Here is a 16,491-nt window from a genome sequence, read left to right as displayed (position 1 = left end):
TCCCGCCACCACGCAAGGCGGCCGCGGCCGCGGTCGCTCCTACAATGGCCCCATGCTGACGCCCCCGCCCCTGTCGCTGTACGTGCACCTCCCCTGGTGCGTTCGCAAATGCCCCTACTGCGACTTCAACTCGCACGAGTTCCGGGCCGGTGCCGGTGCCGCTGCCCCGCCGTTCAACGCCTATGTCGAGGCCTTGCTCGCGGACCTGGACCATGACCTGCCCCTGGCCGGTGGCCGTCCCATCCACAGCATCTTCTTCGGCGGCGGCACGCCGAGCCTCTTCCCAGCCGATGCCATCGACGCCTTCCTGCACGGAGCCGCCGCCCGCCTGTCGTTCGTCCCCAGCCTCGAGATCACGCTGGAAACCAATCCCGGCACGACCGAGCACGGCCGGTTCGAGGACTACCGGCGCGCCGGCGTCAACCGCCTCAGCTTCGGCATCCAGTCCTTCGACGACGGCGTGCTCGCGCGCCTGGGCCGCATCCACGACAGCGCGGAAGCGGAGGCTGCGGTCCGGCTGGCGCAGGATGCGGGTTTCGACAACATCAACCTGGATTTGATGTACGCCTTGCCCGGCCAGGACCTGGCCATGGCCGAACACGACGTGGAACGGGCCCTGGCACTCCAGCCCACGCACCTGTCGCACTACCAGCTCACGCTCGAACCCAACACGCTGTTCGCCGCACGGCCCCCGGGGGACCTCCCCGACGACGATCTCGCCTGGGAGATGCAGCTGCAGTGCCAGGGGCGCATTGCCGCCGCCGGCCATGCCCAGTACGAAGTCAGCGCATACGCGCCGGCGGGCCGCGAGTGCGCCCACAACCTCAATTACTGGCGATTCGGCGACTACCTCGGGATCGGCGCCGGCGCGCACGGCAAGCTGACGGATGCCGCCGGCGGCATCATCCGGCGACGCTGGAAGCACAAGCATCCCTCGGCGTGGCTCGCCACGGCTGGCACCGACGCGGCCATCGGAGGCGACGAGTCCGTGGCAGACGCGCAACGCCCCTTCGAGTTCATGCTCAATGCGCTGCGCCTGGTGGAGGGATTCCGGTTCTCGGATTACGAGGACAGGACCGGTCTGCACAGAAGCACGATCGCGGCCCCACTGGCCATCGCCCGGGAACGGGACTGGCTGGACATGGACCGGGACGCGGCCGTACCCACGGAACTGGGACGGCGGTTCGGAAACGACCTGATTTCCCTGTTCCTGGATGGACCAAGACTGGCCCCGGAGGACGGGGCCGTGCTATCAAGCACGGTGGGGGGGGACCGAACGCCAACATGTCTGTGAACACGCCGCCGACGGAAGAAGCCGCGCCGCGCACGCTTGCCGCCGCAAACCTGCCCAGGCGCGTACGCGCCGTCCTGGAAAACGCGCGGACGCTCGTATCGATGGAGCTCGACCACAGCCTGCGGGTGCTGCTGGACGAATTCGAGCGCGAGCTGTTCCGGCTGGCCGACACCGCGCGCAATCCAGGCAACGAATCGGCCTACATGCAGACGCTGCGTACCTTTCGCATGCATCGCGCCGACCTGGTCCCGCACCTGATGGTCGAATTGGAGGCCAGCGTGGCTGCGATCCGCCACAAGGTGGCCCCGGCCCAACAGTCCGAATCGCAGGTGCAGGGCTTCCAGACGCTCAGCCTGGTGGAGGACGTCACGCTCGACGAGGACGTGGTGCTGCGCGATGTCGCCGTGCGCCAGGAAGCGCGGTCCAACCTCGCGCTTCACTTGCTGAGCCAACGCTTCGGCGTACTCGCGGGGACCCCCGCGCCGGATGCGTCGCGCATCCCGCTGGGACCGCAAGCGCTGTGCCGCGCGCTGCACCATGCCAGCGTCGCACTGGAGATCAACCTTGATGCACGCCTGCTCCTGTACCGCCTGTTCGACCGCCACGTGATGCCGGCCTACGGCGGCATCCTCGACAAGCTCGACGCCACCATGGCAAGCGACGGCATCCTGCCGGGGCTGACCTACGTGCCGATCCGCGCGCGGCCGACCCTGCAGAACCCGGACCCGGCTGCGGCGACCCCCGCGGAACGGGCCAGGGCCGGCGCAGGAAGGCAGGCGGACAAGGAAACCTCAAGTGACGACCCGGGGGAATCGCGAGAACCCGCCCGTTTCCGTACGGGGCGCGCGAGCGCGCAGCGGACGCCGCCTGACAGGCATCGCCCGCACACCGCGTGGCTGGGCGAGCCGGACGATGTCGACGACGAGATGGACCGGGCCGAGGAGGAGACCGCCTACGCTTCGCTGCGGCAGCTGATGTCCGGCCGCCGGGAACTTCTCGGCAAGCTGCGTCCTTCGCGAAGGGCGAACGCCCGGACCCAGCTCGATAGCCTCGACCTCGACGACGCGCTCGCCGCGCTGCAAACCCAACCCTCGTCGCCCACGGGATCCGCGCGGACGCTCGCGGACATCAAGCAAACCCTGCTCGCGCAGGCGCGCCAGCAACGCGGCCATGGCGCGCGCCTGTCCCAGGCCGACGAGGATACGTTCGAGCTGCTCAACATGCTGTACTCGCAGATCGAAGGCGAAATCGACAGCGAAGCCCCCTCCGCCGCGCTGCTTCGCCGCCTGCAATTGCCGATGTTGCGCGTCGCCCTGCATGACGGCGGATTCTTCGTGCGCGGCAGCCATCCGGCGCGGCAGCTGCTCAATACCGTGGCCGAGACCGCCGCCAAATGGCTCGACAAGGAGGATTTCGACCCCCAGCTGCTGTCGCCGCTGAAACAGGCGGTCGACGACGTGGTCGAGAAGTACGATGGCGACGACCGCATCTTCCAGGACATCAACCAGCGGTTGCAGAAGACGCTCGAAGCGAACATCCGGAAGGCCGAACTGCTCGAACGGCGGCACGTGGAGGCCGCGCGCGGCAAGGAGAAGCTGGAGGTCGCCAAACTCCGTACGTCCAGCACCCTGGCCGAACTGGTCGGTGATCGCCGCATCCCCAAGTTCACCCGCGCCCTGCTCAACCAGGCGTGGGCGGACGTTCTGACCCTCACCCTGCTGCGGCATGGCGAAGACTCCGACGAGTGGCAGAAGCAGCTGGAGGCGACGCGCCAGATCATCGAAGCCTGCGGCCATTCGGAGGAGCGCACGGAGGTCGATCCCGCCCTGGCGCGGCATGTCGAGTCCGCGTTGAGCCAGGTCGGGTACCAGGGGGAAGAGGCGGGCGTGATCGCGCAACGCCTGACAAGCGGCATCAGCGACGACGACGACCCGGCATCGCGCACCGAACTTGCGATGAAGGTCAAGGCGCGCGCACGCCTGGGCGAGGAAGCGACGACCAGGAAGCAGGTCCGGCTGCCGCCGCGGACGCCGGCGGAACAGGAACGCTTCGAGCAATTGCGCGTCATGCCCTTCGGCACCTGGATCGAGTTCACCACCAACCAGCAAGGCGACGTGGTCCGCAGGCGCTTGTCGTGGTACAGCCCCGTCACGGGCCACGCGCTGTTCGTCAACCAGCGGGGCCAGCGCGTGGGCGAACAGTCTCTCGACGCACTCGCGCGAATGCTGGCCAACGGACAGGCGCGGATCGTGACGGCGGCGAGCGGCCGACTCGTGGACCGCGCGTGGCAAGCCGCCGTCAAGGCCCTGCGCAGTTTTGCGAGTCGGGGCGACGCCGCGCCCGAGATCGACGAGGCAGGCGCATGATCAACGAGTTCCGCCGTGCCCGGCGTCGCAAGGCCACCGGGACCATTGCGGTCACCGACATGATGACCGAGCGCGTGGTCGGCCGCATCGGCAACCTGTCGGAAACGGGCATGCTGCTCATGGCCACCGAATCGCTGGTCGAGGACGCGCTGTACCAGTTCCAGTTCCAGCTCCCCGGTGAGCAGGGAAGCACGCTTCCCCTGGAGTTGGGTGCCCACCTGCTGTGGCTGGACTCGGCCAGCGCCCCTGGACTGGCGTGGACGGGGTTCCGGTTTCTCGGAGTCACCGAACAGCAATCCACCCAGCTGCGCACCTGGATCGAAGCCCCCGGCAGCCGCTACGAGTAGCGATGCGCGCGCCCCGCGGCAGCGGCCGGCCCATGCCAGATGGAGCGGCGGCCCTCGGGCAATTGCGGCAGAATGGTCGCCCCCTGCCCGGCGCCCATCCCATGCACGCATCGCTCGCCTCGCTATACGGCGAACATCTCGACACCCTCCAGGAGCGCACCCGCGTCGCCCTGGAGCGCGGCGGCTTCGACCACCTGGTGGTGCCCAGTGGCGAAATCCATTACCAGGTGTTCGACGATCGCGACTACCCATACGCCGTCAACCCCCAGTTCAAGGCCTGGTTGCCGCTGACCCGGAACCCGGGCAGCTGGTTGATCGCCACGCCGGGTGCCAAGCCGAGGCTGCTCTACCTGCAACCCCACGACTATTGGCACGTGGTGCCCGAGGCCCCGGCCGGATTCTGGGTGGACCATTTCGAGATCGAAGTCATCCGCACCCCGGAAGAGGCGCAGCAGTTCCTGCCCCGGGACCCCGGACGGTGCGCCATCCTCGGTGAACCGCGAAGCAGGCTGGGGCCGTACGTCCCCAACAACCCGCAGTTGGTGGTCGACTACCTCGACTACCACCGCGCGACCAAGACCCGCTACGAAATCGGGATGATGCGCGAAGCCACGCGCAACGGCGTGCGCGCGCACGCGGCCGCCGAGCGCGCTTTTCGCGCAGGCGCCAGCGAGTTCGAGATCCACCTCGCCTATTGCCAGGCGGCAGGCCAGGACGCGAACGACCTCCCCTACAACAACATCGTCGCGCTCAACGGCCATGGCGCGGTGCTCCACTACACCGAGCGCGATCGCACGCCACCGGAGCGGAGCCTGAGCTTCCTGATCGACGCCGGCGCCGGCCATGCCGGTTATGCCTGCGACATCACCCGCACCTACGCGTCGGACACGGGCAGCGAATTCCAGGGGCTCGTCGACGCCGTCGATGCCGCGGAGCAGCGCCTGTGCGGCAAGGTGCGCGCCGGGACCGACTACCGCGAGATCCACCTCGCCGCGCACCTGGAGATGGCCACCATCCTGCGCGACGCCGGCATCCTCGACATGGCGCCCGAGTCTGCGCTGGAAACCGGCGTCAGCGCAAAGTTCTTTCCCCATGGCATCGGCCATTACATCGGCCTGCAGGTGCACGACGTCGGTGGGTTCCTCGCCTCCGACCAAGGGGGCACGATCGACAAACCCGACGGCCATCCCTATCTCCGCCTGACCCGCACCCTCGAACCGGGCGCCGTGGTCACCATCGAACCTGGCATCTATTTCGCCGACCTGTTGATGGCGGAACTGCGCGCCTCCGAGCACGCCGGCGCGGTGGACTGGGGCAAGGTCGATGCCTTCCGCCCCTACGGCGGCATCCGCATCGAGGACGACGTGCTGTGCACCGTCGACGAACCGGCCAACCTGACCCGGGAAGGATTCACGGAACTGGGCTGAAAGCCGTACCGACCCGGGCTGCGCAGGCGACGGGTCCTTCGCCCGCCGTCCGTAGCCCCCGTGGCAGGGATTGGTCCCGTGATCGGGAGTGGATCGGCGGGGCGCTCGGGTTCGCCCCGCGAACTCGTCTTGGGGCAGAGCGGATCGATTGCAAGCGTGGCGGCTGCGCCGGGGCCACTGGCCGGAAGCCTCGCTCAGCCGGCCGCCATGAACTCCTCGATCTCATCCGCGCTGCGCGCCAGCCCATCGGTGAGTACCTCGTGTCCCACCGGGGTGATCGCGACGTCGTCCTCGATGCGGATGCCGATCCCCCGCCACTTTTCAGCGACCGTCGTGTCGTCCGGAGCGATGTACAGTCCCGGCTCGATGGTGAACGCCATGCCCGGCTCGAGCACCCGTGACTGGTCGTCCACCCGGTACTCGCCGACGTCGTGCACGTCCAGCCCGATCCAGTGCCCGGTCTTGTGGCGGTAGAAGCGCTTGTAGCTGCCGTCGGTAATGTTCTTTTCCAGCTTGCCCTTGAGCAGGCCCAGCCGTAGCAGGCCTTCGGTGAGCGTCTGGACCGCGGCCTGGTGACCCGCTTCGTAGGCCACGCCGGGCCTGGCCTGCGCCAGCGCGGCGGCCTGGGCTTCGGCGACCAGGTCGTGCAGCACGCGTTGCGCCTTGCCGAAACGGCCGTTGACCGGGAAGGTGCGGGTGATGTCGGCGGCATAACCGCGGTATTCGGCGCCGGCGTCGATCAGCACCAGGTCCCCCGCCCTGGCGCGGCCGTTATTGGCGCGATAGTGCAGCACGCAGGCGTTCCCGCCGGCGCCGACGATGCTGTGGTAGGCCGGCTCGGCATCGCTCGCGCGGAACACCCGTTCCAGTTCGGCCTGCAGTTCGTACTCGCGGATGCCCGGCCTGGCGATTCGCATCGCGGCCTGGTGGGCGCGCACGCTGATGTCGGCGGCGCGACGCATCAGGCGCAATTCCTCGGCGGACTTGAACAAGCGCATCTCGTCCAGCAAGTGGCCGAGCTCCAGGAATTCGTGCGGCGGCTGCGCGCCCATCCGCATCATCGCGCGGACGCGGTTGAGCCAGCCGATCAGCTTCAGGTCGAAATCGGTGTCCCGACCGAAGTGGTAGTACACGCGGGTCCGCCCTTCGAGCAGCCCCGGCAGGATCTCGTCCAGGTCTTCGATGGGGAAACCGTCGTCCATGCCGAAGCGCTCCACGACGCCATCGGGTCCGGCGCGCGGCCCGTCCCAGCCCTCCCGCTCCGGGTCACGCTCGCGGCAGAACAGGAGGCTCTCGCCGTGCTTCCGCCCCGGCACGAGGACCAGCACGGCCTCGGGTTCGCCGAATCCGGTCAGGTACCAGAGATCGGAATCCTGGCGGTACGGATAGTGCGTGTCGCGGCTGCGGACCCGCTCGGGTGCCGATGGCAGCACCAGGATCGCGTCATCGCCAGCCATCCGCATCAGCTGCCGGCGGCGGCGCGCGTAGGTCTGCGCGGAGATCCCGGTGCCCAGGCCCATTTTCAGCGACATCCCACGTGGAGACCTGCCATGTCAGTTCAGGCGTCCGCGGTGGCGGGGGCCCATGGCGCAATCGCCATGCAGCAGCAGCACGGCAACGCGCACGAACTCCTCGATCTCGGCCAATGCCGCCTCGTCCTCGTCGTCCCCGTCGTCCTGCGCGGTCGCCGCGGCGAGCTTGGCGAGGTCCTTGAGGGCTTCTCGCCCCTCTTCCGATGGCGGCGACTTGTCGCCAGCTGCAAGCCCCAGCCCCCCCACGAATCCACGGCACCAGTCGAACAGGGCGCCGCTGCGTACCGCCAGCGACGCATCGTCGGCCGGCAGCAGCAGGGTGAAGCCGAATCCGCGGTCTTCCAGCTGGTCTGCACTGCCACGCAGGAGGCGGTCGAGCTCGCTGCCGGGCGTGGGGGCCGGGATCGCCTCGTCCAGCATCACCTGGGTGAGCCAGCCGGGCCCGGCCTCGCCGCCCCCCGCCAACCACCCGCAAACGCTGCCGTGCAGTTCCGAAGCGCCGATGGCCAGGCCCAGGCTCCGGATGGCGCTCTCGACCTCGTGTAGCGCGGGCAGGGTTTCGGACACGAAATGCCTTCCTCTGGGCGTGTTCAGGCAAGTGTAGCAATGGCGCGCGAACTTGCCGCCAAGGTCCCGCCCTACATACACTGGCCGGGCCGCGTCTCGCGGCCAGGGGGACGATGCGCTTGAGCGCCTTCGAGGGAACGCTTCTGACCATGCTCGCAGGCTCGGCCCTGTTGCTGGCCGGGGTCGTCACCGTCCTCACGCTGCAAAGGCGCGCGGGCCAGCGCGCGCTCGCCAAGCTGCGGCGAAGCGAAGAGCGCCTGCGGATGGCGCTATGGGCCACCGGCGAGCTGTTCTGGGACTACGAATGCGGGAACGACACCGTGTTCCGGCTACGGCTGGGGGCCTCGGGCACCGAGCCCACGGATGCCGAGGAACCCGGGGGCCGACTGGAGGTGGCAGAAGTCATCCACCCCGACGACCTGGACGAGGCGCGCGCCGCGATGCAGCGTTACCTGGACGGGGAGTCGGACGAGTTCGTCTCCGAGCATCGCATCCGTCAGTCACCCGATGGTCCGTGGGCCTGGGTCCGCGCACGCGGCCGCGCGGTTGAACGTGATGATGAAGGGCGCGTCACCCGTGTGGCGGGGAACTCCATCGGCATTTCCCGCAGCCGCGGCGTGGAGCGCGAACGGCAAATCGCCCGTGAAGTCCTGCGCAGCATGAACGAGGCGGTCGCGGTGCTGGATCGCCATTTTCGTTTCGTTGCGGTCAATCCCGCATTCACCCGCATCTCCGGGTATGCCGAGGGCGAAGTCCTTGGCCAGGAGGCGGAGATGCTCGACAGCACCCAGCACGACTCGGCCTTCTACCAGCATATCCGCACTATCGTCAGGCGGGACGGGCATTTTTCCGGAGAGATGTGGCAACGCCGCAAGGACGGCGAGGAGTTCCTCTGCGCCCTCGAATGCAACGCCGTGGTCGGGACGGCCGGGAGCAGCGTCCTGTTCGTCTGCGTGCTCACGGACATCACCCTGCAGAAGCGCGCCGAGCAGGAGCTGCGCTACCTCGCCAACTTCGACACGCTGACCAACCTGCCCAACCGTTCGCTGCTTTCGGAGCGTCTGTCCCGCGCAATCGTGCGCGCGCGTCGCGAGGGCAACCACGTCGCCGTGTTGTTCCTCGACCTCGACAGGTTCAAGGACATCAACGACTCGCTCGGCCACGCCGCCGGCGACCGCATCCTCAGGGCCACGGCCAAGCGCTTGCAGGAGACCGTCGGCGAACACCAGACGGTCGCGCGGCTGAGCGGCGACGAATTCACGATCGTGCTCGAGAACCTTGCGGCCGCCGAGGAGGCGGACCATGTCGCCAGGGAGATCATCACTTCGTTCGAGGCCCCCCTTGAGATTGGGAACCGCCAGGAAGTGGTCATCTCGCCGTCGATCGGCATCAGCCTGTACCCGGACCATGCCCAGGTCCCCACCGAGCTGCTCAAGCAAGCGGACACCGCGATGTACCAGGCGAAGTCCGCGGGACGCCGCACGTACATGCGCTACGACGACGCCATGGACGTCTCGATCCGAAAACGCGCCATTCTCTCCGGGGCGCTGCGAAAGGCGCTCGACCATGACGAGTTCCGGCTCGTTTACCAGCCGCGTCTCGCGCTGGACTCCTCGGCCATCGTCGGCGTGGAAGCGTTGCTGCGCTGGAACGGTGCGGAGCATGGGGCCGTGCCTCCGGACGAATTCATCCCCTTGGCCGAGGAAAGCGGCCAGATCCTGGAAATCGGCGAATGGGTACTGCGCGAGGCCTGCCTTGCCTTGCGTCGCTGGCAGCAACACGGCCTCGCCGGTCTCTCCATGGCGGTCAACGTCTCGGTGCTGCAGCTACTGCGCGGGAATTTCCCGGAAGTCGTCAGGCGGATCCTCGAGGACGCCCGGCTCGATCCCCGGTCGCTGGAGCTGGAACTGACCGAAAGCGTGCTGATGGCCAATGCCGGCCAGACCGCCGAGAAACTGCTGGCATTGCGAAAGCTCGGCGTTTCGCTGGCCATCGACGACTTCGGCACGGGTTACTCCTCGCTCGCCTACCTCAAACGCCTGCCCATCACTACGCTCAAGATCGACAAGGCCTTCATCCGCGACGTCACGACCGATCCCGAAGACGCTGCGATCACGAGCACCATCATCACCATGGCGCACTCGCTGGGACTGCGCGTCGTCGCGGAAGGCGTGGAGACCGAGGCGCAAATGAGATTCCTCGTGGGCCAGAATTGCGACGAGATCCAGGGTTTCTGGCTGGCACGGCCGCTGGAGGCACATGCCTGCCTCGCCTTCATGCGTGGCCGGGCGCCACAGCGGCTTTGCGCCGACGGCGTCCGTGCCGCGATGCCTTGACCGCCCCCCATCCCCTGCCTATCTTGCCCGAATGGACAATCCAGACCCGATCGACCAGCTCCGTCGCCTGGCCGCCCGATTCGACGAACTGGCCGCGCGATCGCAGCGCCTGGCCGAGGAGAATCGCAGCCTGCGCCAGCAACACGAACAGCTGTCCGGGGAACGGTCGCAACTGCTGGCGAAGAACGAGCAGGCACGTTCGCGGGTCGAGGCAATGATCGCGCGGCTCAAGTCGCTGGAGCAGCACACGTGAATTCAACCAACGAAGCGGTCAGCGTCCGCCTGCTGGACCGCGAATACACCGTCGGCGTCGGTCCCGACGAGCGCGATGGGCTCATGGCGGCGGCACGGCTGCTGGACGCCAAGATGCGTGAGGTCCGTGGCGCCAATCGCATGGCGGCCGTGGATCGCGTCGCGGTATTGGCCGCACTCAACCTCGCGCATGAACTTCAGCAACTCCGCGATTACAGCGACCGCAGGGATCGCGAGCTGTCCGGCACGCTCGAGGCGTTGCAGGGCAAGCTCGACAGCCTGCTGGATGCATGATCCACGCTGCGGCGTCGGCGCTCGGATGAATGCGCGGTGCATGAACGCCCGCCGACGAACGGGCTTCCCGCCATCGACAGGCGCGATATACTTTCCCGGCGTTCTCTGCCGTGTTCGACGGCCTGCACAAACATTCGCCTTGTCCCTTAACGACGACCACGGGGACGCAACGGGTTCCGGGTGTGCAAGTCCGCCTCGCAGCGGAAAGCCCGATGGACTCCAAGCGTTCCCACTTGAACCCCGGGTTCAAGGTCGTTTGGCAGGCATCGCCATGGCGGAGGACGTATCCCCCTGGTTGGGGCACCGCGCTACCCGGTGGCAGCCTTGCCTGCACGCGGCACACCGGCGTCCAATCATCCGTTCCCAGATCGCATGGACTGGCGGCGCGACGCGCCACCAGCGCCCACGCACGGCCTGCGGTGGCTGATCCGCGCCGCCGCCTCCGCCGGAAGGCCTGCGACCTGCGTCGCGGAATCGCGCCACAACAGCGGATCGCTGGCGCCGAAGCGCTGGCGGCACGCTTGCTTGGATTGCCGTTCGCGCCCAGCGCCGTCCGCGTCGCCGGCTACTGGGCGATGGACGGCGAGATCGCGCTGCACGCCTGGCAGATGCGCCTGCCTGCGGAAGTGACCTATTGCCTACCCGTGCTGCATGAAGACCAGCGGCTTCGGTTCGCGCCCTGGAGACCCGGGGGATCCCTGACGACCAACCGTTTCGGCATCCCCGAACCGGCGGTCCCGGATGATGCGTTGCTGGCGCCCGAGGCGATGGACCTCGTCGTCGTGCCTTTGGTGGCGTTCGATGGTGCTTGCAATCGACTGGGCATGGGAGGCGGCTGGTACGATCGCAGCTTCGCCTTCCGTGGCGATCGTCCAGCGCCTCCCTGGCTGGTCGGTGTCGGGTTCTCGGTCCAGCAGGTGGATGAGGTGCCCACCGAGCCGTGGGACGTTCCGCTCGATGCCGTCTGCACCGAGCGCGCCACCCACTTTCGGGAGATTCCGCGAGAATGAGTCCACGAAGGCGTTACTGGTTGATGAAATCCGAACCCGGGGACTTCTCGATCGACGACCTGCAGCGAGTCGGAACCGAGCCCTGGACCGGGGTCCGCAATTACCAGGCGCGCAATTTCATGCGCCAGATGCAGGTCGGCGACGGCGTCCTGTTCTACCACTCCAATTGCGAGGTGCCAGGGGTTTACGGCATTGCGGAAGTCGCGAGCACGCCGTATCCGGATCCCACGCAATTCCAGAAAACGTCGAAGTACTACGATCCCAAGGCGACCCATGAGCAACCGCGCTGGGAACTCGTCGACGTTCAGTTCTCGCGCAAGCTGCGGCGACCGTTACCCTTGTCGGAGATCCGTGGCCACGCCGATGCGTTGGGCGAAGAGTTCGAACTGCTGCGCAAGGGATCGAGGCTGTCCGTGATGCCGGTGACGGGTGCGCAGTGGAAACGGTTGCTCTCGCTCGAATGATTCCGGCCAAACCGGTCCGGACGCCCCACGATCGACCCACCCAACGGAGCAGGCATGTCTGAAGCCAAGCGCCAAGCCGCCGAAAAGGCAATCGAATACGTCGAGGACGGCATGGTCGTCGGGGTCGGTACCGGCTCCACGGTCGCGTACTTCATCGATGCGCTGGCTGGCATCAAGCACCGCATTGCCGGCGCCGTCTCCAGTTCCATGCAGAGCAGCGAGCAACTCCGCCGACACGGCATCGAACTGCTCGACCTGAATGCGGCAGGCCCCTTGCCGCTGTACGTGGATGGTGCGGACGAGTGCGACCCCCACAAGCGCCTGATCAAGGGCGGGGGCGCAGCGCTCACGCGCGAAAAGATCATCGCGGGGGCAAGCGAGATTTTCGTTTGCGTCATCGATCCCGCCAAGCAGGTCGACGTGCTCGGCCGCTTCCCCCTGCCGCTCGAGGTGATCCCGATGGCACGCAGCCTGGTCGCGCGGGAGATCGTGTCCCGCACCGGTGGCCAACCGGTCTGGCGCGAGGGGACCGTCACTGACAACGGTAACTGGATCCTGGACGTCCACGGCCTTTCGATCATCGACCCGATGGACATGGAATCCACCCTCAACCAGATCCCGGGCGTCGTCAGCGTGGGCCTGTTCGCGCGCCGCCCGGCCGACGTGGTGATCGTCGGCGGAGCGCCGGCGACCGTCCTGTAACGGCCGGACTCCTGCGCGGTCTCGTCCGCGGACCGCTTTGCGACCCGACTGTGTGACTCGCGACGGGCCGAACCCCGGGGGCACGTATAGGCGCGACCCTCCCATCAGCTGGGACAGCGGGACGCATGCCGGCCTTGAATGCCGACGATGCGAGCCGGCCCCCAACGCCACCTCAGGCGGCACACATCAACGGTCGCGACAGGTAAAAAAAACCCCCAGCCTGGGCTGGGGGTTTTTCGGATAAAGACCCTGGCGATGACCTACTCTCGCATGCTTGATGCACACTACCATCGGCGCGTGCGCGTTTCACTTCCGAGTTCGGAATGGGATCGGGTGGTTCCACGCAGCTATTGTCACCAGGGAGAGGGTGGAGGGTCGCGAACCGATCGACTGGCTTCCGGGCATCCCGGACTGGCGCGCACACGCTCTCGTTGGTTGCCTCCGAACGAGCCTGGTACAGGCCCGCCATCGGCGAATAAGGTTGGGACGTAGCGAAGTCTTTGCCGAACATCGACGTGTCGTCGAGTCCAAGGCTACTTGAGGTTATATGGTCAAGCCACACGGATCATTAGTACTGGTTAGCTCAACACATTGCTGTGCTTACACACCCAGCCTATCAACCACCTAGTCTTGATGGTTCCTTTAGGGGACTTGTGTCCCGGGAGATCTCATCTTGAGGCGCGCTTCCCGCTTAGATGCTTTCAGCGGTTATCGCTTCCGAACATAGCTACCCGGCAATGCCACTGGCGTGACAACCGGAACACCAGGGGTTCGTCCACTCCGGTCCTCTCGTACTAGGAGCAGCCCCTCTCAAATCTCCAACGCCCATGGCAGATAGGGACCGAACTGTCTCACGACGTTCTGAACCCAGCTCGCGTACCACTTTAAATGGCGAACAGCCATACCCTTGGGACCGACTACAGCCCCAGGATGTGATGAGCCGACATCGAGGTGCCAAACACCGCCGTCGATATGAACTCTTGGGCGGTATCAGCCTGTTATCCCCGGAGTACCTTTTATCCGTTGAGCGATGGCCCTTCCATACAGAACCACCGGATCACTAAGACCTACTTTCGTACCTGCTTGATCCGTCGATCTTGCAGTCAAGCACGCTTATGCCTTTGCACACAGTGCGCGATGTCCGACCGCGCTGAGCGTACCTTCGTGCTCCTCCGTTACTCTTTGGGAGGAGACCGCCCCAGTCAAACTACCCACCATACATGGTCCCCGATCCGGATTACGGACCTAGGTTAGAACGTCAAGCACGACAGGGTGGTATTTCAAGGATGGCTCCACCACAGCTGGCGCCATGGTTTCAAAGCCTCCCACCTATCCTACACAGACGAACTCAACGTTCAATGTAAAGCTATAGTAAAGGTTCACGGGGTCTTTCCGTCTTGCCACGGGAACGCTGCATCTTCACAGCGATTTCAATTTCACTGAGTCTCGGGTGGAGACAGCGCCGCTGTCGTTACGCCATTCGTGCAGGTCGGAACTTACCCGACAAGGAATTTCGCTACCTTAGGACCGTTATAGTTACGGCCGCCGTTTACCGGGGCTTCGATCAAGAGCTTCGCCTTGCGGCTGACCCCATCAATTAACCTTCCGGCACCGGGCAGGCGTCACACCCTATACGTCCACTTTCGTGTTTGCAGAGTGCTGTGTTTTTGATAAACAGTCGCAGCGGCCTGGTATCTGCGGCCCCCGACAGCTATAGCCCGCATGGGCCACCATCAGGGGCGTACCTTCTCCCGAAGTTACGGTACCATTTTGCCTAGTTCCTTCACCCGAGTTCTCTCAAGCGCCTGAGAATTCTCATCCCACCCACCTGTGTCGGTTTACGGTACGGTCTGCATAAGCTGAAGCTTAGGAGCTTTTCCTGGAAGCGTGGTATCAGTCACTTCGCTCTAATGAGCTCGTCTCGGTGCTCGGTCTTGAAGGGTCCCGGATTTGCCAAAGACCCAAACCTACCTCCTTTCCCCCGGACAACCAACGCCGGGTAGACCTAACCTTCTCCGTCCCTCCATCGCACTTATGCGAGGTGCAGGAATATTAACCTGCTTCCCATCGACTACGCATTTCTGCCTCGCCTTAGGGGCCGACTCACCCTGCGTCGATTAACGTTGCGCAAGGAAACCTTGGGCTTTCGGCGTGGGGGCTTTTCACCCCCATTATCGTTACTCATGTCAGCATTCGCACTTCCGATACCTCCAGCAGACCTCTCGATCCACCTTCAACGGCTTACGGAACGCTCCTCTACCGCGCACCATTCCGAGGAATGATGCACCCCAAGCTTCGGTTTACCGCTTAGCCCCGTTAAATCTTCCGCGCAGACCGACTCGACCAGTGAGCTATTACGCTTTCTTTAAAGGGTGGCTGCTTCTAAGCCAACCTCCTGGCTGTCTGTGCCTTTCCACATCGTTTTCCACTTAGCGGTAATTTGGGACCTTAGCTGTGGGTCTGGGTTGTTTCCCTTTTCACGACGGACGTTAGCACCCGCCGTGTGTCTCCCATGCATTCTGTCCTGGTATTCGGAGTTTGCCATGGTTTGGTAAGTCGCAATGACCCCCTAGCCATAACAGTGCTCTACCCCCAGGAAGATTCACATGAGGCGCTACCTAAATAGCTTTCGAGGAGAACCAGCTATCTCCGGGTTCGATTAGCTTTTCACTCCTAATCACAGCTCATCCCCGTCTTTTGCAACAGACGTGGGTTCGGGCCTCCAGTTGATGTTACTCAACCTTCACCCTGGCCATGACTAGATCACCCGGTTTCGGGTCTACTGCCCGCGACTATGCGCCCTTATCAGACTCGGTTTCCCTTCGCCTCCCCTATACGGTTAAGCTCGCCACGAACAGTAAGTCGCTGACCCATTATACAAAAGGTACGCAGTCACCCCGAAGGGCTCCTACTGCTTGTACGCACACGGTTTCAGGGTCTATTTCACTCCCTTCACCAGGGTTCTTTTCGCCTTTCCCTCACGGTACTTGTTCACTATCGGTCGGTCAGGAGTATTTAGCCTTGGAGGATGGTCCCCCCATGTTCAGACAGGGTTTCTCGTGCCCCGCCCTACTCACTTTTCATCGTCTTGGCCCTTTCGCATACAGGGCTATCACCTTCTATGGCCAGTCTTTCCAGACTGTTTTGCTAGAACCAAGTCGACTTTTGGGCTGCTCCCCGTTCGCTCGTCGCTACTGAGGGAATCTCTGTTGATTTCTTTTCCTCCGGGTACTTAGATATTTCAGTTCCCCGGGTTCGCCTCGTACAGCTATGTATTCACTGCACGATACTCCTTGCGGAGTGGGTTTCCCCATTCGGACATTGCCGGATCAAAGCTTGTTGCCAGCTCCCCGACACTTTTCGCAGGCTGCCACGTCCTTCATCGCCTCTGACCGCCAAGGCATCCACCGTGTGCGCTTATTCGCTTGACCATATAACCCCAAGTCGCCTCGGAGTTAATGTCGTCGCGAATTTCAACGACATCACATTCAAATATAAAGATGTCTCTCGACATCTCGCCTTAGCCTCTACGACACGTATGGACATTCGTCTCAAACGCTCGCTACGTCCCAGTTTTCAAAGAACACGACGCCGGCCACAATGCCAGGTCGTTTCAAATCTTGAGTGTGCGCAATCGACATCCAGAGTGGTGGGTCTGGGAGGACTCGAACCACCGGCCTCACCCTTATCAGGGGTGCGCTCTAACCACCTGAGCTACAGACCCATTGAAGCTTTATCCCAGATGGTGGAGCCAGTCGGGATCGAACCGACGACCCCCTGCTTGCAAAGCAGGTGCTCTCCCAGCTGAGCTATGGCCCCAAAAGGGGACGATTCCCCGGCCACGAGGGCCACGGAATTCTGGATGCAGGTCACTTGTGCGGACGCCTGGACGGCAATCAG

11 protein-coding genes, 2 tRNA genes, 2 rRNA genes, 1 other RNA gene and 1 pseudogene are annotated in these 16,491 nt (G+C 64.8%); 11 read left to right on the top strand and 6 right to left on the bottom strand.

Translation table 11 applies throughout. The features are described from left to right. Positions 1-52 precede the first annotated feature (52 nt). From hemW to pepQ, 4 genes and pseudogenes are all read left to right on the top strand, one after another. Positions 53-1,213 (top strand): annotated as a pseudogene (gene hemW, locus ABD970_RS04855) (radical SAM family heme chaperone HemW); the annotation flags it as partial. A 71-nt stretch (positions 1,214-1,284) separates the two neighbouring features. Beyond that, a complete protein-coding gene (locus ABD970_RS04850; RefSeq protein WP_345294351.1) occupies positions 1,285-3,660 on the top strand; it encodes a DUF1631 family protein in 2,376 nt (791 codons plus the stop codon). Then, positions 3,657-4,007, top strand: coding sequence for a PilZ domain-containing protein (locus ABD970_RS04845; RefSeq protein ID WP_345294350.1), 351 nt, complete (start codon positions 3,657-3,659; stop codon positions 4,005-4,007). Before ABD970_RS04850 ends, ABD970_RS04845 begins: the two co-directional genes overlap by 4 nt. A gap of 101 nt (positions 4,008-4,108) precedes the next feature. Further along, the gene (gene pepQ / locus ABD970_RS04840; protein WP_345294349.1) at positions 4,109-5,434 is read left to right on the top strand and encodes a Xaa-Pro dipeptidase; all 1,326 of its coding nucleotides are present in this window, start codon (positions 4,109-4,111) and stop codon (positions 5,432-5,434) included. Positions 5,435-5,628: 194 nt separating this feature from the next. Here the strand turns inward: pepQ and ABD970_RS04835 are convergent, their stop codons facing one another. Beyond that, positions 5,629-6,954, bottom strand: coding sequence for an aminopeptidase P N-terminal domain-containing protein (locus ABD970_RS04835; RefSeq protein ID WP_345294564.1), 1,326 nt, complete (start codon positions 6,952-6,954; stop codon positions 5,629-5,631). Positions 6,955-6,987: 33 nt separating this feature from the next. After that, entirely contained in the window at positions 6,988-7,533 is a 546-nt protein-coding gene (locus ABD970_RS04830; protein WP_345294348.1) for a UPF0149 family protein, read from the bottom strand. Positions 7,534-7,652: 119 nt separating this feature from the next. Between ABD970_RS04830 and ABD970_RS04825 the strand changes: the two genes are divergently transcribed. From ABD970_RS04825 to rpiA, 7 genes are all read left to right on the top strand, one after another. Next, positions 7,653-9,869, top strand: a complete 2,217-nt coding sequence (locus tag ABD970_RS04825) for a putative bifunctional diguanylate cyclase/phosphodiesterase (protein WP_345294347.1) — start codon at positions 7,653-7,655, stop codon at positions 9,867-9,869. Positions 9,870-9,900: 31 nt separating this feature from the next. Beyond that, entirely contained in the window at positions 9,901-10,122 is a 222-nt protein-coding gene (locus ABD970_RS04820; RefSeq protein ID WP_345294346.1) for a TIGR02449 family protein, read from the top strand. After that, complete coding sequence (locus tag ABD970_RS04815; RefSeq protein WP_345294345.1) at positions 10,119-10,415, top strand: cell division protein ZapA; 297 nt, start codon at positions 10,119-10,121, stop codon at positions 10,413-10,415. The genes ABD970_RS04820 and ABD970_RS04815 overlap by 4 nt, the downstream gene beginning before the upstream one ends. A gap of 99 nt (positions 10,416-10,514) precedes the next feature. Further along, positions 10,515-10,700: non-coding RNA, 6S RNA (gene ssrS / locus ABD970_RS04810), on the top strand. Positions 10,701-10,834: 134 nt separating this feature from the next. After that, positions 10,835-11,425 carry a 5-formyltetrahydrofolate cyclo-ligase gene (locus ABD970_RS04805; RefSeq protein ID WP_345294344.1) on the top strand — a complete coding sequence of 197 codons (591 nt, stop codon included), beginning with the start codon at positions 10,835-10,837 and terminating at the stop codon, positions 11,423-11,425. Beyond that, positions 11,422-11,889 carry an EVE domain-containing protein gene (locus tag ABD970_RS04800; RefSeq protein ID WP_345294343.1) on the top strand — a complete coding sequence of 156 codons (468 nt, stop codon included), beginning with the start codon at positions 11,422-11,424 and terminating at the stop codon, positions 11,887-11,889. Before ABD970_RS04805 ends, ABD970_RS04800 begins: the two co-directional genes overlap by 4 nt. 54 nt (positions 11,890-11,943) lie before the next feature. Continuing rightward, a complete protein-coding gene (rpiA, locus tag ABD970_RS04795) occupies positions 11,944-12,591 on the top strand; it encodes a ribose-5-phosphate isomerase RpiA (protein WP_345294342.1) in 648 nt (215 codons plus the stop codon). Between the two features lie 247 nt (positions 12,592-12,838). On the opposite strand, the gene rrf is transcribed toward rpiA, so the two are convergent. From rrf to ABD970_RS04775, 4 genes are all read right to left on the bottom strand, one after another. Beyond that, a 5S ribosomal RNA gene (gene rrf / locus ABD970_RS04790) occupies positions 12,839-12,952 on the bottom strand. A gap of 186 nt (positions 12,953-13,138) precedes the next feature. After that, positions 13,139-16,022, bottom strand: a 23S ribosomal RNA gene (locus ABD970_RS04785). Positions 16,023-16,238: 216 nt separating this feature from the next. Next, a tRNA-Ile gene (locus tag ABD970_RS04780) sits at positions 16,239-16,315 on the bottom strand. A 19-nt stretch (positions 16,316-16,334) separates the two neighbouring features. Then, positions 16,335-16,410, bottom strand: a tRNA-Ala gene (locus ABD970_RS04775). Positions 16,411-16,491 lie beyond the last annotated feature (81 nt).

Source organism: Luteimonas vadosa (genome assembly GCF_039543545.1).
Classification (GTDB): Bacteria; Pseudomonadota; Gammaproteobacteria; order Xanthomonadales; family Xanthomonadaceae; genus Luteimonas; species Luteimonas vadosa.
This window is presented reverse-complemented; position numbering and strand designations above follow the sequence as displayed.

Coding starts and splice junctions, on each gene's coding strand:
- ABD970_RS04820 (WP_345294346.1), top strand. CDS start 9,901: ATGGACAATCCAGACCCGATCGACCAGCTCCGTCGCCTGGCCGCCCGA.
- ABD970_RS04845 (WP_345294350.1), top strand. CDS start 3,657: ATGATCAACGAGTTCCGCCGTGCCCGGCGTCGCAAGGCCACCGGGACC.
- ABD970_RS04850 (WP_345294351.1), top strand. CDS start 1,285: ATGTCTGTGAACACGCCGCCGACGGAAGAAGCCGCGCCGCGCACGCTT.
- pepQ (WP_345294349.1), top strand. CDS start 4,109: ATGCACGCATCGCTCGCCTCGCTATACGGCGAACATCTCGACACCCTC.
- ABD970_RS04800 (WP_345294343.1), top strand. CDS start 11,422: ATGAGTCCACGAAGGCGTTACTGGTTGATGAAATCCGAACCCGGGGAC.
- ABD970_RS04835 (WP_345294564.1), bottom strand. CDS start 6,954: ATGGGCCTGGGCACCGGGATCTCCGCGCAGACCTACGCGCGCCGCCGC.
- rpiA (WP_345294342.1), top strand. CDS start 11,944: ATGTCTGAAGCCAAGCGCCAAGCCGCCGAAAAGGCAATCGAATACGTC.